18 protein-coding genes are annotated in these 20,048 nt (G+C 35.7%); 5 read left to right on the top strand and 13 right to left on the bottom strand.

The window, feature by feature from the left end:
- From ACY65O_RS19015 to ACY65O_RS19005, 3 genes are all read right to left on the bottom strand, one after another.
- A partial coding sequence (locus tag ACY65O_RS19015) for a VCBS repeat-containing protein (RefSeq protein WP_462222435.1) occupies window positions 1-3,065 on the bottom strand: 3,065 nt, incomplete at its 3' end.
- Between the two features lie 5 nt (window positions 3,066-3,070).
- A complete protein-coding gene (locus ACY65O_RS19010; protein ID WP_462222434.1) occupies window positions 3,071-4,402 on the bottom strand; it encodes a vanadium-dependent haloperoxidase in 1,332 nt (443 codons plus the stop codon).
- A gap of 133 nt (window positions 4,403-4,535) precedes the next feature.
- On the bottom strand, window positions 4,536-6,698 hold the full coding sequence (locus ACY65O_RS19005) for a S46 family peptidase (protein WP_462222433.1): 2,163 nt from the start codon (window positions 6,696-6,698) through the stop codon (window positions 4,536-4,538).
- A 179-nt stretch (window positions 6,699-6,877) separates the two neighbouring features.
- Between ACY65O_RS19005 and ACY65O_RS19000 the strand changes: the two genes are divergently transcribed.
- From ACY65O_RS19000 to mtgA, 4 genes are all read left to right on the top strand, one after another.
- Window positions 6,878-8,413, top strand: a complete 1,536-nt coding sequence (locus tag ACY65O_RS19000; RefSeq protein WP_462222432.1) for a GH3 family acyl-acid amido synthetase — start codon at window positions 6,878-6,880, stop codon at window positions 8,411-8,413.
- 153 nt (window positions 8,414-8,566) lie between these two features.
- Window positions 8,567-9,226, top strand: a complete 660-nt coding sequence (locus ACY65O_RS18995) for a LysE family translocator (RefSeq protein ID WP_462222431.1) — start codon at window positions 8,567-8,569, stop codon at window positions 9,224-9,226.
- 44 nt (window positions 9,227-9,270) lie between these two features.
- On the top strand, window positions 9,271-9,822 hold the full coding sequence (locus tag ACY65O_RS18990) for a hypothetical protein (protein ID WP_462222430.1): 552 nt from the start codon (window positions 9,271-9,273) through the stop codon (window positions 9,820-9,822).
- Between the two features lie 43 nt (window positions 9,823-9,865).
- Complete coding sequence (mtgA, locus tag ACY65O_RS18985) at window positions 9,866-10,747, top strand: monofunctional biosynthetic peptidoglycan transglycosylase (protein ID WP_462222429.1); 882 nt, start codon at window positions 9,866-9,868, stop codon at window positions 10,745-10,747.
- Here mtgA and ACY65O_RS18980 read toward each other — a convergent pair.
- The 5 genes from ACY65O_RS18980 to ACY65O_RS18960 are packed head-to-tail and all read right to left on the bottom strand — an operon-like array spanning window position 10,736 to window position 14,633.
- Complete coding sequence (locus ACY65O_RS18980) at window positions 10,736-12,235, bottom strand: hypothetical protein (protein WP_462222428.1); 1,500 nt, start codon at window positions 12,233-12,235, stop codon at window positions 10,736-10,738. The two genes, mtgA and ACY65O_RS18980, sit on opposite strands and share 12 nt — an antisense overlap.
- Window positions 12,236-12,286: 51 nt before the next feature.
- The gene (locus ACY65O_RS18975) at window positions 12,287-12,820 is read right to left on the bottom strand and encodes an AAA family ATPase (RefSeq protein ID WP_462222427.1); all 534 of its coding nucleotides are present in this window, start codon (window positions 12,818-12,820) and stop codon (window positions 12,287-12,289) included.
- A complete protein-coding gene (locus tag ACY65O_RS18970) occupies window positions 12,817-13,380 on the bottom strand; it encodes a DNA-3-methyladenine glycosylase I (RefSeq protein ID WP_462222426.1) in 564 nt (187 codons plus the stop codon). The genes ACY65O_RS18975 and ACY65O_RS18970 overlap by 4 nt, the downstream gene beginning before the upstream one ends.
- Window positions 13,377-14,003, bottom strand: coding sequence for a nicotinamide riboside transporter PnuC (pnuC, locus tag ACY65O_RS18965; RefSeq protein ID WP_462222425.1), 627 nt, complete (start codon window positions 14,001-14,003; stop codon window positions 13,377-13,379). The genes ACY65O_RS18970 and pnuC overlap by 4 nt, the downstream gene beginning before the upstream one ends.
- A 21-nt stretch (window positions 14,004-14,024) precedes the next feature.
- Window positions 14,025-14,633 (bottom strand): M23 family metallopeptidase, encoded by a 609-nt coding sequence (locus tag ACY65O_RS18960; protein ID WP_462222424.1) that lies wholly within the window; start codon window positions 14,631-14,633, stop codon window positions 14,025-14,027.
- A 110-nt stretch (window positions 14,634-14,743) separates the two neighbouring features.
- Here ACY65O_RS18960 and ACY65O_RS18955 point away from each other — a divergent pair, with 110 nt between their 5' ends.
- Window positions 14,744-15,112, top strand: a complete 369-nt coding sequence (locus ACY65O_RS18955) for a DoxX family protein (RefSeq protein WP_462222423.1) — start codon at window positions 14,744-14,746, stop codon at window positions 15,110-15,112.
- Window positions 15,113-15,145: 33 nt separating this feature from the next.
- Here ACY65O_RS18955 and ACY65O_RS18950 read toward each other — a convergent pair whose 3' ends face one another.
- From ACY65O_RS18950 to ACY65O_RS18930, 5 genes are all read right to left on the bottom strand, one after another.
- Window positions 15,146-16,027 (bottom strand): hypothetical protein, encoded by an 882-nt coding sequence (locus ACY65O_RS18950; protein WP_462222422.1) that lies wholly within the window; start codon window positions 16,025-16,027, stop codon window positions 15,146-15,148.
- A gap of 71 nt (window positions 16,028-16,098) precedes the next feature.
- Entirely contained in the window at window positions 16,099-16,692 is a 594-nt protein-coding gene (locus ACY65O_RS18945; protein ID WP_462222421.1) for a hypothetical protein, read from the bottom strand.
- A gap of 222 nt (window positions 16,693-16,914) precedes the next feature.
- A complete protein-coding gene (locus ACY65O_RS18940) occupies window positions 16,915-17,496 on the bottom strand; it encodes a M23 family metallopeptidase (protein ID WP_462222420.1) in 582 nt (193 codons plus the stop codon).
- Between the two features lie 203 nt (window positions 17,497-17,699).
- Window positions 17,700-18,299 (bottom strand): NifU family protein, encoded by a 600-nt coding sequence (locus ACY65O_RS18935; RefSeq protein ID WP_462222419.1) that lies wholly within the window; start codon window positions 18,297-18,299, stop codon window positions 17,700-17,702.
- A 180-nt stretch (window positions 18,300-18,479) separates the two neighbouring features.
- The coding region (locus ACY65O_RS18930; protein ID WP_462222418.1) for an ATP-dependent helicase at window positions 18,480-20,048 on the bottom strand (1,569 nt) is incomplete at its 5' end.

The raw sequence follows: 20,048 nt of genomic DNA, 5'->3' as shown, positions 1-20,048 counted from the left end.
TGCGCTTTTTCAGCAAAGGCAATAAAACGAAATGCACCATTGCCTTCATTTAGTAAAACACCTGATTCAAAAAAGTTAGTTTTATAAATATCCATTCCTTTTTTTTGCTCTTCGGTAAAAAGTTTATCGAGTGTAGTACCGGAATAATCTTTGTAGCGGATAAATTTTTTCCGCATCCCAGGCATTTGATCTATCAACTGATCCCTGCTAAAAAGCGGGTAACATTTGCCCTGATTGTAATAACCCAGCACTGCATCGTAACTGCCATTACCATCAAAGTCTTTTGCATAAATAGTGCAGGGGTTATAATAATTTCCTTCTATCGAACAGTTAGTTCCCCTGTTGCCTAAAACAATATCCTGGTCGCCATCGCCATCAACATCTGCTGTTTTTAAACAATACCACCAGCCACTAAATTCATCCATATTAATTACGGTATCTTTTTTTGTAACAGGAGAAATGAAACTTACCCGTTGCTGTTGTTTTTTAAATGTGCCGTTCTGGATTTTAAAAATTGCCGGAGCCATCCATTCGCCGGAAACAATTAATTCATTTTTTCCATCGCCATCAACATCGCTCCATGCAGCACCATTAACTACGCCGGGTTTGTTTAATTCGCCTGCAATTGCATTTGTAACATTTGTAAAAATGCCTTTATTATTTTGCAGCAGCATACTGTAATCTGCTTGTGGAAATTTGCCCGGCAATACATGCCCGCCAACAAATAAATCCATATCACCGTCACCATCATAATCAAGAGCAGTAACTGATGAACCATTAAAACCTTCTGCTGGTAATGCTTTTACTGCTTTAGTAAAATTTCCTTTACCATCATTTATATACAACCTGTCCTGATACAAGTTATCACCTGCAGCAAACTCTGCACCACCGCTTACTATATACAGATCATTGTCTTTATCACCATCAGCATCAAAAAATACTGCGGCCATATCTTCGTAAGCTTTATCAGCAGCAAATGCAGTTTGCTTTTTTTCTGTAAAGGAACCGGCTGCATTTTGCAGCATTAATTTTCCTTCAACACCTGCGGCGCCACCAATAAAAATATCTTGTTTACCATCGCCGTTAACATCAGCAGCGGCGTAGTACGGGCCTTTGCGGCTGCATTTGTAAGGTATTAAAGGTTCTCTTTTAAAATCTATATAATCGTTTTCAACCTGTGTGTATTTTATTTTATTTTGGGCAGATATGTCAGTAAATAAAAAAGATTTTTTTTCTGTGGCAGGTGCGGCAGGTTTTGCATCGCTCTCATAAACCGTTAATACCTGGTTGGCATTTACGTTTTCTATAATAATTTTTTTAAGCGAAGGAAATGTTATTTCAACTTTTGGAATAATTGTTTCTGCCCCGGTACCAAAATGCAATACATGTTCCATAGTAGATAAAAACCCACGTTGCGGATTGTAATGCTGCAGTTGTATTTGCCCTTTAGCATCAGTTAATTTTACTGTTGCACCATATACTTCTTCTTTTGAAGTTGGGCTGCCAAAAATTTTAAACCTTAAAAAATTTGCAGCACCGGCATTATCAGTTGTATTGTTTTTAAAAACAAAAGCTGCATCATCTACATTGTTAACCACTAAATCCAAATCACCATCATTATCTAAATCGGCATACGCTGCACCGCTGCTAAAAGATGGCGGCTCATCCATCCATGTATCTGTATAATTATCAAATTTTAAACTGCTGTTATTGTGATACAGATGATTTTTTATTTTTACAGATGGTATGCTTTGCAACCATTTGTCCAGATCAACACTTTGTCCACGGTTCATGGAATTTATAATTGAATCGAGAATAAAAACTTTATAATCCCAGTCGGTAATATCACGTTTTAATCCATTGGTTACATAAATGTCTTTCCATCCGTCGTTATCCAAATCTGCAATTAACGGAGCCCAGCTCCATTCTGTTTCGGCTACGCCTGCATGGCTGGCTATTTCGCTGAATGTTCCATCGGTATTATTTAACTGTAAACTGTTTCTTGGGTACTGATAAAATAAATTAAACTTCAGCAACAGCTGAAACTTATCGTAATTCTGGTTTACGGCAAATAATTGTTTTTGCCTGGTGGGTTCTTCTACTGCCATATCCACCACATAAATATCTTCAAGCCCATCGTTATTAATATCACCAATATCGCTGCCCATTGCCGAAAAACTGGTATGGCTTACATAAGAAGTGAGTTTATCTGTAAAAGTGCCGTTCTTATTATTGATAAAAACAAAATCAGGTTTATTAAAATCGTTGGCAACATAAATATCCATCCACCCGTCGCCGTTTAAATCAGCAAGCGAAGCACTTAATCCAAATGCATGTGTAATAAGGCCGGCTTTTTTTGTAACATCAACAAATTTCCCTCCACGGTTTTCGTACAACCTGTCGCTTGTATTAACGGTTGTGGTATCTTCTACATAAATTAATTTACCATTTTCCATCCGGGCTGGTATCGTCATCGATTTGCTGAAATCATCCTGGTGGTTTACAAAAAAAACATCTTTATCGCCGTCGTTATCATAATCAAAAAAGTAAGACTGAATAGAATAACTCACGTCTTCTAAACCATATTCTGCCGCTTTGTTGGTAAACGTTAAGTTGCGGTTGTTGATGTATAAAATTTTCTTACGCAGTTTAGGATCTTTAAAACCAGATTTACAAATGAAGATATCTAAATAACCATCGGCATTAACATCCACCATGTTTACACCGGTTTTAATTCCTTCGCCACCATTAACGCCGGCATTATCTGTAATATCCTGAAATTTAAAATTGCCCAGGTTAAGGTATAATTTATTGTAACCTCTTGTTGATGAAAAATAAATATCGGGCAAGCCATCATTATTAATATCGCCAATGCTTACACCGCCGCCGATGTATAAATTTTCGTACAGGTACATAAACATGGTGGCGTCTTCAACAATATCATTCCTGAAATTTATACCAGTACTTTGAGGCGATAAAAGCGTAAACTTTTTTTGTTGTGCATTTGCAGCATCAGCAAATAAAAGCAATAATAAAAAATAAAAACAACGATACAGTTTTGGCATAAAAATTATTTAATAATTGCTGCAGGATACAAAAGGTTGATAATGTATTTACCAATTGCTTTGCCCTGCAATACACTTATACGTGCTGTTTCGGGATAATGGATACCGCCATAAACACGGCTGGTTGATGATTGTAATGATGCTTCGTAAAAAGATTTAAACGAACGGGAGCCCTGGCCAAAAGGTATTTCTGTTCTGTCGGTGAATGCAAAATTTTCTCCCAGTAACGCAGTAAGTATTGTGGCTGCCGAATTTGAAACAACAGCATGGCCGCTGGTAAATTCAGGGAATGGTGGTGTTTGAATAAAGGGCACCCAGTTACGGTCTACACTGCGGTTAATAATTGTTATGGGGCGAATTAAATTGGTTCGGTATTTTTCGTCCCAGCAACTGATAAAACCATCATAAATACCAATGGCTGTAAGTGCATACACCTGTGATGCTTTTGCAACAGTGATATTTTTTTGAACACATGCCTGCTGTGCTATCATTAACCAATGCCCGCCGGGAGAAATTTTATGAATAAAAAAATTAAGGTGGCCAATATTGGAAGAAACATTTGGATTATCATCCCAATACAAAGCGGTGGCTTTTCTACCACTGTCTAAATTTTTGCCAATGTTATAACACTCCATCATTGTTTTGTAAAACATCGATTTTTTTGAAGTGCTGAAAACTAATTTTTCTTTAGGTGAAAATTGCGATGGCTTGGTTAATGTTAATGGCCTGATAGTATTCCAGTGCGGTTCTAATCCCTGGGCATAATCTAACGGCGTGGGTTGCCAGTCGGCGGGTTTATTGGTAATTACATACCGCATTAATCCCCGGCTTTTTAAATAATTATCTCTTTTTGTCCATGCAATAATACTGTCTGCAACGGTGTGGCCATACTGAATAGAATTTTTATTAAGTGTTGTATCGGGCAGCAGCAGTAAAGAATCGGTAAAAGATTTGCGCCAGTTTTCAATTTTATATTCGGTACCTACCAAAGCCTGCGCTACATAAGAAAAAGCAACAGCGGCTGCAATAAAATTATCTGCTTTAATATTTTGCTGTAAAGATGGAATAGCTTTTAACCCGTTTAATTTTCCAGCTAATGATGGCATCGAAGGATCATCTAATCTAATACATTCATAAAAAGCAATATTGGGATATACATAAATGCGGCTGGCAACCGGAGGTGTAAACAAATCTTCCATTACAGTATTAACCAAAAGATTGTTGAGGTGGTGCAATACCTGCTCTTTTTGCTGGGCAAAACCTTTGCTGGTAATCAATAATAAAAGAATGGATAAAAAAATAAGTACAATCCTCTTATTAATTTTGTTAAGGTTCATTTGCGGAAAGTTTGGTAACAGTTAAACAAATTTAAAATAAATAGTTGGTGTTTGGGTTTTCTGTTTTGCATAGGTTTAAAATAAAAAAACCGCTTCGGGATGAGAGAAGCGGTTTAAAAAAATTGTTGTGAATTTATCTTACCAATTTCAACTCTTTAATAATGTTACTTGCCCCACCTAATTTATCAATACACCATAATACATAGCGGATATCAACACAAATGGTGCGGTTTAAATCTTTATCAAAAGCAATTTTATGGCTCAATGCCTCGTAGTTACCATCAAAAGCAAGACCTAATAAATTACCATTAGCATCAATAACGGGGCTGCCGCTGTTACCACCTGTAATGTCGTTGGTAGTAATAAATGTTACTACCAGATCATTCCTGCTTTTATCAATGTACTGGCCAAAATCTCTTTTCTTTAATAACTCAATTTGTTTAGCGGGCAAATCAAATTCATAATCGCCGGGAATATATTTTTCTAAAATTCCTTTAGCTGTACATACATAATCATAATGTACCGCATCACGGGGGTTATAACTTTTTACATTACCGTAACTTACCCTCATACTAAGGTTAGCATCAGGATACATTTTTTTTACGGCTGCAGGGTTCATCTCCATAATACCTTTCATATATGCCTTACCCAACTCATTATTTTTATTTAGAAAAACAGTATAGAGCGAAGCGTATTTAGAATTGTAATTATTTAAAAAAGCGCTGGCAAAAGCAAAAGCCGGATCGCTTTGTAGTGCAACTGCAGTAGGGTCGGACGCAAAAGTTCCCCATTTTGTATCGTCCAGTAACATTGTTTTTAAAAACATATCTTTTGACCAGTTTTTAAAAGCAGCTTCCTCTTTAAGACTGCCAAAAGTTCCCTTCATACTTTCGTAAAAACCAACCGGGTGCTGATTTTTGTCTATATCATTATAAAACATCATGGCCACTGAGGCGGCAATTTTTTCATCACTTACCAAATCTTCACTTTCTTTAAAAGCATTACGGCCTGCAGTAGCCGCTTCAACAGCTTTTCTTAAATCAGCGGCTGTAGTGCTTGGCTTTAATAATTTATCTTCTAAAGATTTTAATGAAGCTGCAAAGGCTGCCAATGGCGAACCCATAATACCTTCATTTAAATACTGGCGCTGTTTGCTGTACGGCGTCCATGCTGCATAATTTTTTGCATAATCTCTAAAAATATTTTCGTAATCAAGTTTACCTTTTGCCCAGGTAATAAATTGTGCTTCGTAAGTTTCCTTTTGCTGCTGTGTTTTAAATTTAATTAACTGTTTTGTTTCGCCATCAAAAAATTTCCAGTAGTTGGCAACAGTGGCATAGTTACCGGCAAGTTTTAATTTTACTGCAGGATCTTTAATCATTTCGGCATGCATGTATTTTAAGCGCATATCTCTTAAATTAACCAAAGAAGGATTTTCAGTTTCGTTTTTTAATTTAATGCCGTAGCTGGTTTCGTAACGGTTGGTACTGCCGGGGTAGCCATATATCATTGCAAAGTCGCCATCTTTTACTCCCTTTAAACTAACAGGCAAAAAATGTTTTGGTTTTAATGGTTTGTTAGCAGTACTGTAATCAGCAGGTTTGCCGCTGGCATCGCCATAAACTCTGTACACCGAATAATCGCAGGTATGCCTTGGCCATTCCCAATTATCTGTGTCTCCACCAAATTTGCCAACAGCTTCGGGAGGTACACCAACAATACGAACATCCCTGTACACTTTATATACATACATTAAAAACTGGTTGCCTTTAAACATACTGTATATCCTGCCATTCAATCCGTTTTCTTTATCCAGTACTTTATCGGTAATAGTTTTATATACATCTTGTATTTTTTTTGTTCTTTCATCCCAGCTTAATCCTTTAACAGCTTCTTCTACTGCTGCGGTTACATCCACAATCCTGTCTAAAAACTGCACAGTTAATTCAGTTTGAATTTCCTGGTCTTTATTAAAAGCATAAAAACCATCTCTTAAATAATTATGCTCAACGGTGCTTGCTTTTGCTATAGCATCGTAACCGCAATGGTGGTTGGTAAATACTAAACCTTCGGCACTTACTACTTCGGCGGTGCAACCCCGGCCAAAAAATAAAATAGCATCTTTTAAAGAAGATTTGTTAACGGAATACAATTGTTCTTTGGTAAGTTTAAGTCCACGTTTTACCATATCGGCATAAACCTGTTCGCCCAATATCATGGGCAGCCACATACCTTCATCGGCACTGGCTTTAAATAACGAGATTGATAATGCAATCGCTAAAAAAATCTTTTTCATTACGTTGTAGTTTTTAGAAAACAAATTTACTCAATATTTATTCTAACAGTTATATCATATTTTTTAATGGTTACTTTATATCTATTTTTTTCAAAACATAATCTTCTGCATTTCCCTCTTTAGGGGATAGGGGTTGGTTCTTATTGTTTATATTTGCCATTAATAACCAAGCACTCTAAATGGCCATATTCGATTTTAAATTGCCTGCTTCTATTGCCCATGCTTTACACTTACCTGTAAGCGACCCACGGCGGCAACAAATTAAGGTGCTAAAAAAATTATTGCGAAAAGCAAGATTTACCGAGTTTGGCCAGCGCTACCGCTTTGATGAAATTTTATTAAGCCGCCACCCTGGCAAAAAATTTCAGCAATTAGTACCCACCTATAATTACAATAAAATTTACGATGCCTGGTGGCATAAAGCAAAAGATGGCATACCGGATGTTTGCTGGCCGGGAGTAATAAAATATTTTGCATTAAGCAGTGGTACCAGCGATGCTACCAGTAAATTTATTCCTATAACAAAAGAGCTGATAAGAAGCAATATTATTACCAGCTTTAAACAATTATTAAGTTTAACCAAGTACCAGGATGTGCCCAAAAGTGCAGTAGGTAAAGGCTGGTTGATGCTGGGCGGCAGTACACAATTACAAAAAGGTGCTACTTATTATGCTGGAGATTTAAGTGGCATACAACAAAAAAATATCCCGTTTTGGTTTCAGGGATTGGGCCTGTACAAACCCGGCAAAAAAATTGCCCGGCAAAAAGACTGGGGAAAAAAATTAGAAGAAATTGTAACGAGCGCACCCAACTGGGATATTGGATTTATTATCGGTGTGCCGGCGTGGCTGCAATTATGCATGGAAAAAATTATTGAAAGATATAAGCTTAACAATATTCACGAGATATGGCCCAACCTTTCGTTTTATGTACATGGCGGTGTGGCTATGGAACCGTACCGAAAAGGATTTGAAAAATTATTAGGCAAGCCGCTTACTTATATAGAAACTTATTTGGCCAGCGAAGGTTTTTTGGCTTATCAAAACCGGCAGGATACAAGAGGTATGCACCTGGCATTAAACAACAATATTTTTTTTGAGTTTGTGCCTTTTGATGATAATAATTTCGACAGCGAAGGTAACATGGTGGATGAGCCTGAAACATTAATGATTCATGAAATTGAAGAAAATAAAGATTACGCTATTTTAATAAGTACCAATGCCGGTGCCTGGCGCTATGCCATTGGCGATACAATAAGGTTGGTGGATACTGCAAGAAGTGAAATAGTTATTACAGGGAGAACAAAACATTTTTTAAGTTTAGTAGGCGAGCATTTAAGTGTAGATAATATGAACAAAGCCATTGAAATGGTGAGTGAAGAATTAAATATTTCTATTCCTGAATTTACGGTGGCTGGTGTACCACACGGCAACTTTTTTGCACACCACTGGTTTGTGGCTACTGATGATAAAGTAAATGCCGTTACTTTAGCCGCAATGATCGATGATAAACTAAAAGAACTGAATGATGATTATGAAGTGGAACGCAAGCATGCATTAAAAGATGTAATTGTAGATGTAATGTCCGAAAAAAGTTTTATGGATTTTATGAAAGCAAAAGGAAAAGTAGGCGGGCAGCATAAATTTCCACGGGTATTAAAAGGAAAAATGCTGGAAGACTGGCAAAAGTTTTTAAAAGGCGAAAAGGTTAGTTGAAAAATCAACAGGCAATAAGCAACTGGCAAAAATAATTAGCATCATCTTTTTTCCCTTTTATTTTTCTCCTCTTAGCAAAAAATATAATTGCTTTAAGCTTTCTTCTCTTACCCAAATTTTTATTCTAACTTCAAACCTAAACTATTTTTTTTAATGATTGATGCCGTTATTAAAGGCCTTGCCATTAGTTTGTTACTGATTTTTTCGGTTGGGCCTGTAATATTTACTATAATAAAACAAAGCATTAACCATGGCAGGCGTGGGGGTTTTAGTTTTGTAGCAGGTGTTTGGCTCAGCGATATTATTTGGGTAATACTTAGTGTAAGTTTTAGCGAAGCGATAAAAACTTTATTGCATTTTAAAATACCTATTGGCATTGCCGGCTGCAGTTTTTTAATTGGTATGGGTATTTATTTTGCTTTTATAAAAAAGATAGCACCACGCCGTATGCAGGAACCTGTAGAAATTGCAGGAGATGTAATTACTTCCACAGGAAAAAAAACAAATTATTTCGCAATATTTACTTCTGGTTTTATAATTAACACCCTTAACCCTGCGGTTATTTCTTTTTGGGTATTGATGGCGGCATCGCTTTCGACAGTTTATTCATTTACCGAACAGGTAGTTATTTTTTGTACTTGCCTTGGTATAAATATGCTGGCCGATGCAGGCAAAGTTTTAGGCGCCGGCAAACTGGGCAAAAAATTAAGCGATAAAAATATTCTGCTTATCAACCGTATATCGGGGGTCTTATATTTAATTTTTGGGGCAGTTATTTTAACCGGTATTATTTATACATTGGTAAAAGATTAACAGTATATTTTCATTAGCCATTTTTGTATTTTCTATTTTGTACAATGAAATTATTTTTACCCATACTGTTGTTATTTACTGGTGCAGCATTTTCTCAATCTGCCGATTTTATAGTTTTAAAAAAGAAAGGTAAAACCATACAAACCTTTTATGCCGGAACCAGCATTGCATTTACCACGGTAAGCGGTGCATACATCAATGCACAAATTAATGGTATAAAAAACGACAGCTTGTTTTTACAGGAATTCATCATTCGTTATTTACCCACAACCATTGGCACCTATATTATTGACACAGCCGGCAGTTACCACTATACATTTCATTACAACCAAATAAAAGCAATTGGGCGAAAAGAAAAAAAAGGATTCAATACAAAGAGCAGTGGTGCAAGTTTATTTGGCGGCGGTGTCTTGCTCACTTTAGCAAGTGGTGTGGTGTTTTTGGTTGACAGAAAAAATTTTAGCGCCCCATTATTAATTGCTTCGGCTGCATTAGGTACGCTGGGTTATTTTTGGGCCACAAGTGGCAGAGATGGATTGGCTATTGGAAAAAAATACCGATTGGTTTATATGGATATGAGCAATAACAAAAGGTAAACATTTATATTGCACAAAATTTAACCTTCAATACCAGATCATTTTGAAAACTATTTGGCCGGCAGTAAAAAAGATATTTTTAGTAGTGTTTATAATTCATGTAGGCTGGTTTTTATTTTTTGTGTTTACCAATTTTTCCGGTGCAGTTGAAATAAAAGAATTTAAATGGAAGCTGCTGATATTAATGGGCATTATTGCCGCTACCGCCATTATATATTTTATCTGGTTAAAAAAAATAAAAATAGTAAAAAAAATACTGGCACTAACCTGGAAAATTATTTTTACCGGCTACATTGCTTTCTTTATTTATTTTTTAATTGGTTTTATTTTTAATCCTCCGGTAACATTAACCCAACTCGGCAGTATGGTACAGGGCAATGGTTTATCAAGAGATTATATCAGTTACAGTGCCATGGGCCCCAATATTAAACTGGCAGTAATTGCAAGCGAAGATCAATTGTTCCCCGACCATGATGGCTTTGATATTAAAGCCATAAAGCTGGCCATGAAATACAATAAACGGCATCCTAATAAAACAAGAGGTGCCAGTACCATCAGCCAGCAAACAGCAAAAAATATTTTTTTGTGGCAGGGAAGAAGTAAATTAAGAAAAGGCCTGGAAATGTTTTTTACTTTTACTATTGAAACAGGCTACAGCAAAAAAATAATTTTAGAACGCTATTTAAACATTGCCGAAATGGGCCGTGGTATTTTTGGTGTACAGGCCGCTGCAAAAAAATATTTTAATAAAGATGCTAAAGATTTAACCCGTGGCGAAGCTGCACAAATTGCCGCCAGTTTACCCAACCCAAAATTATATTCGGTAAAACCATTAAGCAGGTATGTGGCCAGCCGTTACGATGATATTATGCGGCAGATGAATAATTTGCAACAGGATGCGGATGTGCAACAATTAATCCGTTAAGTCTGTTTCAATTTCATTTATGCCAGATTGTATAAATCCAGGATAGTTATCAACACTTTTTTTCAATGCTGTCACTTTTATTTTCCTTTCATCTTTATCAGTAAGATGATTAAGGTAAGTATGATACAACAGAAATATAAGAGACCGGTTAAATTCATCCAGCTTATCATCCTGCATTATTTTTTTTGCCTGTTCTTCAAACAATAACCTGTCTTTAGATTCACTTAAAGCTTTACCAATTCTCCAAACGGTACCATTGTAGTGATTATCAGAAGTATTAAAAGAACGAAGGCATAAACCAAGCATCATGTCTGTAACATTAATATCCAACACTTCCAGTTCTTTGATATAAGTTTGCCGTTTGCCCCATGCATAACTCCCATCAGATTGTCTGTCAAATCTGTCATTCATTATATCCAGGTGTGTTCTTAAAAAAATATCCCAGCTATATGTTTCTGCTGCTAACATCGCAATATTCCAGGCATGTAATCTTGGCGACTCATCCATACTGCACATCCCCATTACCCTGCGACTTCTCTTTATTTCCAAAGCTTTTTGTTTACTAACGAATGCAGCAACCAGCTCTTCAACACCATCATCGCCACCACCATTTTTTGAGTACGATGCTGTAAGTCCCATTACTTTTTTTATTACAAATTCATTGGTAATTAAACTATCAATTGCAAACTTAATTTTTGGAGTACTTAAATATTCATATTCATAATTATTTTTACTTTTCTTAATCTTCATTTTGTTATTTAGAAAAGTGTTCAGTTCTTTATAAAGAGGATTTTCATTGGCGAAATAGAAAAACCTGTCTGAAACCTTATCTGTTAAAAATACTTTAGCAGATGTGTCAATCATGCAATCTATATATTGTACTAACCTGGCGTAGTTATCAGGAATTACTGATTGAAATAAATTTCTGGCAACATAAATACATTCGATACTGTTATATTCATGGAATTCTCTTTTTTCTTCAAAATTATAAATCCACTCACCGGCAGTTAAAGATTTTTTTTTCGAAAGTAAGTAGTTCATGTTAAAGCCTTTTAATGCATTACCTGTCAAGTATTGTTTTTTACCATCATCTTCCTGTGGCAATTGCACTACAAGTAAATTACTATCAACTTTTTCAATTAAAGAATTAAAATTTGCTACCAAAGAATCAAAATTTATATTCGATTTAAGTGCTTTAACTATTGTTGATAAATCATTTGTTTTACTGGAAAAATTTACAGAATAGCATTTTGCCTGAGGGTAGGCATAATATTTTTTATTTAAGTCGCAGGTTTTAAATTTTAAGTTTAAAGAATCTACAACAAACTTTAATGCATTAATATCCTGATCAGAATAAATTAAACCATTTGAATTTTTATTAAACTCGGAAGGAACGGCTGTTGTATCTGTAGTGGTAATTTTAGGAGACTGGCCCTGGCAACTTAAAATAGTTACAGATATAAAGCTGGCGCAAATTAACTTTCTCATAAAAGGGTTTTGCATTTAAAGATGCAAGCACTACTATTATTGCACAAAAAATTACAAAGAATTGTTAATTGCATCAATCGCCTTCCCCAGCCTTTCCTCATAACCCCCGCTAATATCCACCCACGGCACATTTTGGTTAACCATAATATCTTTATAGTGATGATAAAGTTTTTGCCTGTTTTCTAAATCGGGATATTCTCTTAATTCATCTTTTACCCACGGCAAATCTATATTGCAGAGTAAATACAGATCATATTTTCTTTCTACAATACGGTTTAATATCCAGTGATGGCATTTGCCAAAAACAAATTCACACCAAACTTTCATTACATACATGTCGGTATCAAAAAAAACTGTTGATGGTTGATGGTTGATAGTTGGTAGTTTGGTAAGGCCTGTATCCTCCTGCAAAAGTTGCCCCTTTGCAATGGTTAATAAATTTTCAAAAGTATAATCGGTGCCGTTTTTTAAAAGGTATTCTCTTGCATATTCTTTTACCCAAATGGTTTTATAATGTGTTGCAAGCTGCTCACACAAAGTGCTTTTGCCTGTACTCTCGGGGCCAATTATTACAATTTTTTTCATCGGTTATTTTTTGGAAGATTTTTCCACATGGGTTTTGTTTTTAAAACTTCTTTATACACAGCGCAATTTTTGTCGTGTGCACCGGGTAAATAACCGGTACTCATTAAAAACTCATTCACAATTTCGCCGCCGGTAAACTTAAAAGTTTGCTTAAATAATTTCATCCACTCTTCTTTTGTTTTGGGGTGATGGTGATTTAACCAGTTTTTAAAAGAAGCCGATTCTTTTTGTATCAGCAAAATTGCTTTTGCATTTTCTATTGCAGCATTTACTTTTAATCTGTTGCGGATGATACCGGCGTCATTTAATAAACGTTCAATATCTTTTTCTTTATAAGCAGCCACTTTTTTTATGCTGAAGTTGTGGTAAGCTTTTCTAAAGTTTTCCTGTTTGTTTAAAATTGTTGTCCAGCTGAGGCCCGCCTGGTTTATTTCTAAAATTAACCGGCAAAATAATTCATCATCACTTTCAATAGGAAAACCATAATGATTATCGTGATAAACTTTATGAACTGTTTGTTCACCGGGTTTAAGCGAATTTGTAAAAGTGCAATAACTCATGATTTATTTTTACTTTTTTTCATCCATTCAAATAATCCAAGTACTGCCATTATAAGCAGCACTAAGTAATACACACTCGTAAATACATAATGCTTTACAAAATACAAAGGTATTGATGCAATGTTGGTAGCGATCCACCAGTACCAGCTTTCTACTTTTTTCTTTGTCATTAACCACATGCCGGTAAAAGCTGTTGCACTTGCAAAGGCATCGGCCCAGGGTATTACACCATCATAAAATTGTTTTTTAAAATAAGTAAGAATTAAAAATATGGTAATATAAAAGAATAGAAAAAAAGCAATTTGTAACAGCCATTCTTTTTTAGTGGATTTAGTAACATGAAGTGCAATTTCTTTTTTAGTATCTTTTTTCAACCACATATACCAGCCAATAATACTCATAACGGTGTAATAAAAATTTACACCCGCTTCTCCAAATAAATTTCCTTTTACACTTATGTAGATGTAGATAATAGTATTTATTAACCCAACCGGATAAACTAAAATATTTTCTTTACGGCTGTACCAAACACTTGCAATGCCGGTAAAAACAGCAATATATTCGTACCAGCGTGTATTTTGAATATCTGCAATAAACTGCTCGTAAATTTGTAGTAAGCTCAAAATATTTTTTTATAAATGTACTTAATAATTATTCCTGTATTTTCTCATGGGTCTCAGATAGCGTATCCCTTTTGATATTTGAAACCTGGTAGCCACCTGCTGCCATTGATTATTATTAGTGCGCCAAACCAAGAAATGTAAATGCGGAAATAAAGTATATCCGGTTTTGCCGCTTAATGCAATGTGCTGATCCTGTTTTACGGTATCACCTACATTTACCAATGCACCATTAAACTGCAGGTGCCAGTAACCGGCACGGCTGCCATCGGCATGCTGTATTACAATTACATTTCCAAAGGGCCGGTATTTTTTATTCCAGCCGCCTTTATCGCCATCTTCTTTTACACGAATAACAACACCATCTCTTGCTGCAGTAACTACAGTTCCTCTTTTCATTTTAAAATCTAATGCTGCCCTGTTTTTGTGTGAGTATTTACTAAAATAACCCTGTACCAATAAATGTTTTTTATTTTTTTCATAGGGAAGATGATAGACAAAACTGGTATCATCTTTAATAATACCTTTTTGCAACAGCTTAATTTGTTTACGCTGTGGATTATTGCTTACCGAACAGCTTGTAAAAAAAGCTACTGCAATTAATAAAGTAATATTTATTTTATCTGTACTCATTTTAAAAAAAACTGTTTGTAAAGATAAAAGTAAAACACATTATGCTGCAGTAATAAATTAATGTATATTCAACAATAAACGAAAGTTGTTATCATATAAAACACTGGACAATGTTTAAAAAGATAAGTTTTATTTTACTGCCGGTATTTTATATTGGCGCAGGCCTCAATCATTTTTGGCACCCCATTAATTATTATACAATAATTCCTGATTATTTGCCTAACCCGGTTTTTATAAATTTATTTTCTGGTGCTGTAGAAATTATTTTAGGTGTATTATTTTTATTTGCTGCAACAAGAAAAATTGCAGCGTATGGAATAATTGCCCTGCTCTTTGCATTTATACCGGCGCACATTGTTATGATACAAAATGGTTTTTGTTTAACTAATGGCTTTTGTTTGCCGGTGTGGGCATTATGGTTGCGCTTATTTCCTTTGCAGTTTTTATTAATGTGGTGGGCATGGAAATGCCGTAAATAATTTTACTTACGGCATTACATTACTATCGATTTTTTATTTTGTAAGTCTGTACACCACCACTGCATTGCAGGAAAATAGATTTTTTGCATTTTCTGAAAGTGATGGATTATTGGGAACAGTAATAACATTTTGCGGCAGCACATAGCCGGGTGTTACGCTTACAATAAATCTTTTTATTGCGTAAATAACGTCCATCTTAATATCGTAACTGAGTAAATTAAATTTTTTACTGGTTTCTGTTACCATTTGCTGCGATGGTGGCAGTAAAGGAAAACCATTATTTTTATAATAAGTACGTGTAAAATTTTGTGTACCGGCATTGGCAACTACAGCAGGTTTTATTAAAAAAACATTTTGCTTTTTTACAAATTTAAACTGATGATCAATACCGGCATTGGCAAAATAATCAATATCATCTTTAGCAAAAGCTGCACTTACCCCTGTATTAATATTTACAATTTTATTTAAATAAGAAAGAGTAAAACCTGCCTGGCCCTGTTGTACAGCCTGCACTAATTTACTCTGATCTTTATAAAAAAACTTATCTGCTGTAATGGTACCTGCAACACCTTTCTTTTTACCAAAGCTATACGTTGCATTTATAATTGTGGCAGCATACTCAAAATTGGTATTGCTGTTTTTAATAAAAATAAAAGTAGGCGTAACAGAAAAATGTTTACCGGCCTGTATAATTACTGTAGGTAAAAAAGCGCTGCTTTTTAGACTGTCGGTACGGCCATAATAATGAAGCCGTGAAGAATAGGCAGCACCGGCGTAAATACTTATTTTTTCTTTTTCTTTTGTACTGTCTGTAACAGTTGCAGTATCTGATGCAGCATTTTGTGCTACACTAATAATTGTACAGCAAAAAACTAAAGTAAATAATATTGCTGTGGGAAGGATTATTTTTTTCATAAGTTAAAAAATTGTTGGGTAAAAAATAGCCGCTGATTAATAGCGGCTATTTTATTATTGCAGCCGCCTGGTTATTGATTACCTGCGGCGGCTTTTGTTTGTGATTGTACTTTTGCATCTGCTTTTACGCTTCCTTTTGTTTGTGCAGCTGAACTTGTTGTTTCTTTTGCAGTGGTAGAAACTTCTGATTTTGTTTCTTTAACTGCTTCTTTTGTTACAGCTTTTGTTTTGTCAGCGGTTGCATTAATTTCTGAACCTGCTTTTTGATCAACCCCAACATTTGCATCTGCTTTTACAGAGGTATTTGCTGATTGATTAGCCGATGCATCATTATTATTTGCTGATGCATTGCCTTTAGTTTTAGCATCTGCAGATACACCTGTGGATGCATTTACTTTTGTTTTACCTGCTGCGGCTGTTGTATTTTTTACAGAGCCGGTTGTAACAGCAGCAACATTTTTTGTAGTTGCTACAGTTGATTGTGTAACATTTTTAGTAGCTGCTGTGGTACTTTGTACAGCCGATGTTGCTGCGGCTGTATTTGCAGTAACGCCAACTGTGGCTTTTGTTGTACTGCTAACTGCTGATGTTAATTGTGCTGATGCTGAGGTAACGCATAATGCTGCTGCCGCAACAAATAAAAATTTTACTTTGTTTGTTTTCATAAAAGTGTTTTTAGTGATAAAATATTTACACAGGATAATTTTCAAATACTGTGCCAAACAAAAGATGATACAAGATTTAAAAACGCAGCCTGTTAATTAGAAAAAACTTTTAAAAAATACGATATTATATTTTTTTTGGTTTTTGTTTTAGAATAAAAAAAGAGGAGACAGTTTAATCACAATTTTATTTTTTACAAAAAACTGACAAAGCTTTTTTTAATACTATTTTATTGCTTTATAATATTTGCCTGGCCGCAAATAGATAATTCCTTTTTTAGTTATAAACCTTGTAGCAATATTTTTACCGGCTGCATCATATACCTGAAAATGCAAATGCGGAAATGCAGTATAGCCTGTATTGCCGCTGTAACCAATATGCTGCCCCTGCTTAACAGTATCGCCAACGTTCACCAGTACACCATCTTTTTTTAAATGCCAGTACATCGCTTCACCGCCATCATCATGTTTTATTATTATGTGGTTACCCTGCGATAAATAGTCGTCTTTTAATCCACCTGCATCACTGTCTTCTTTTATTGCAGTTATCAAACCGGCTCTTGCTGCACAAATTTTACTGCCCTTCTTCATTTTAAAATCTAAGCTGATTTCATTTTTATGGCTCATCTTACTGTTATATGCCTGTATCAATAAAAATTTACTGCCAGTTGCATATGGTAAAGTATATACCGGGCTGTTATCTGGTTTTACCCTGCTACCTTTTAAATCGTAAATTTCTTTATCGGTTAATTGTGCGTTAGCTACGGAATAAAATGTAAGTAATAAAAAGATAAAATAATATTTCATATAAAATATTTTATTCAAGATAAAAAGTTTTTAGTAAAACATAATTAAAGCTCAATAAAGATATGTTGTACACGAGTGCCCTTCGTTTCTCTCAGGATAAACTCTGCCACCGAAGATGAATATAGAAATATCGCTCGGCATAAAAGAAATAAAAAAGCACCCTTTAACAGAGTGCTTTACTAATAAACTAATTAACCAATCAACTATTCAGCTTCCGCCACCACTTCTTTCACCTCAGGTATCATTCGTTTCATCATACCTTCAATACCTGCTTTTAATGTTATGGTGCTTGATGGGCAACCGCTGCAACTTCCCTGCATGGCTAAGTTAACGGTGCCGTTTTCGTAGCTTTTAAATTGTATGGCGCCGCCATCCATTTCAACGGCAGGCTTTACATAATTTTCTAATAATTCTTTTATACGTTTTACCACATCATCATCATCGGCATGTACTTCGTTGGTGTTGGTATTTTTCATGGCAGCCACCTCTTCATCATTAACCACCGCTTTGCCTTCTTCTAAATAATCTTTTAAAAATTGTTTTATGGTAGGAATTACATCCTGCCAATCGGCCATGTCGGCAGTTTTAGTAAGTGTAATAAAATTGCTGGCAATAAAAACTGCTTTTATAAAAGGAAAAGTAAACAGCTCCTGCGCCAATGGTGATGGGCCTGCACTTGCTTCATCTGCAAAATCAATACTCTTACCGGGATATAATAATTTATTGGCTACAAACTTCATTGTTTCCGGGTTGGGTGTCATTTCGGTATAAATGCTCACTACGGTGTTTCCTGTCTTTATCATAAAATGATATTTTTATTCACTGCAAATTTAATAAGATTTGCCGTGGTTTTAAGTTAAAAAGGTTTTGGGGGAGATATTTTTCGGATTTCGAAAGACAATGGCCCGCAGATTACGCTGATTACGCAGATGAAATCCAGTGCTTGATTTTCTGCGACATCTGCGTAATCAGCGGGCAAATTTCTATTCTACAATCCTCAGCTTAGCATAATTCAACATAATCTTCTTTTCTCCATTCAATTCAAAATTTACAGTTGCAATAGGATTATGTGCAGCGCCTTCCATTTTCATCACTTCTCCAAAACCAAATTTTTGATGCTCTACTTTTTGCCCGGCCTGTAAATTGCTGGTATCGCTGGCCACAAAATCGGGAGCAGGTGTATGTTCAATAGTTTTGTTTTGAGGCTTTGGTGCCATGTAAGATGGCGTTGCAGTTTTACCCGGAGGAGCGCCATATTGTTTTGCTGCATTTGCTGCTGCAGAAGATTTGCCGCCCCAGGCATTGCCACCGCCGCTAAAACCACGGTTCATCCTTTCGAAAGCGCCGCCGCTGTTACCGGCATTTTTTGTACCGCCACCGGCATAACTTTTATCTAAATGTTCTTCGGGTATTTCTTCTAAAAAGCGGCTGCTGTCGTTTTGCTGCAACTGGCCAAACCGATAGCGGGCATTGGCGTACGTTAGCCACAGTTTATGCTTGGCTCTTGTGATGGCTACATAAAATAGACGGCGCTCTTCTTCTAATTCTTCTCTTGTGTTAATGCTCATCGCATTGGGAAAAAGTGTTTCCTCCAATCCTCCAACAAACACTACGGGAAATTCCAAACCTTTTGCAGCATGTATCGTCATTAATTTTACCACATCGTTATCGCCTTTGTCATCATCGGCATCGGTGAGTAAAACAATTTGCTGCAAATAACCACCCAAACTTTTATCACCCACTTCACCGTCTTCTTCGTTCATCGGGGTTTCGGTAAATTCTTTGATACTGTTTAATAATTCCTGAACATTCTCATAACGGGCAAGACCTTCGGTAGTTTTATCATTAAATAATTCTTTAACAATGTTGGTGCTTTTACCCACTAAAATAGAAACATCGTAGGCATTCTTTTTTGTAAGCTCACTCTGAAACATTTTTATCATCGTAACAAAATTATCGATGCATTCTAATGTGCCGCTTTTAAAACCGTACATAGCTGCGTTGCAAAAAACTTCCCACAGCGTTAAATTATTTTCGTTGGCAAATAATACCGATTTATCAATAGTGGTTTTGCCAATACCACGTACCGGATAATTGATAATGCGTTTCAACGCTTCTTCATCCCGTGGGTTAACCACAATGCGTAAATACGCAATAAAATCTTTTACTTCTTTACGCTGATAAAAACTCATGCCGCCATAAATGCGGTAAGCTATACCCATGCGGCGCAAGGCTTCTTCAAAACTGCGGCTTTGTGCATTGGTGCGGTATAAAATGGCAAAATCTTTATTGTAATAATGATTGCGGAGTTTTTGTTCCTGTATAGTATCGGCTACGCACTTGCCTTCGTCGTTATCCGTCATGGTACGTACCAAACGGATTTTTTCGCCCTGCTCGTTATCGGTAAATAATTTTTTTTCTATCTGGTTTTTATTGTTGCCAATAACTTCGTTGGCTACACTTAAAATACTTTTGGTACTGCGGTAGTTCTGTTCCAGCTTTACCAGCTTTACTTCATCATAGTCTTTTTGAAACTGTAAAATGTTTTCAAT

The organism is Ferruginibacter sp. (genome assembly GCF_031430955.1).
In the GTDB taxonomy this organism is placed as follows: Bacteria; Bacteroidota; Bacteroidia; order Chitinophagales; family Chitinophagaceae; genus Ferruginibacter.
Note: the sequence above shows the minus strand (reverse complement) of the source record. Positions and strands in the feature narration are given on the sequence as shown.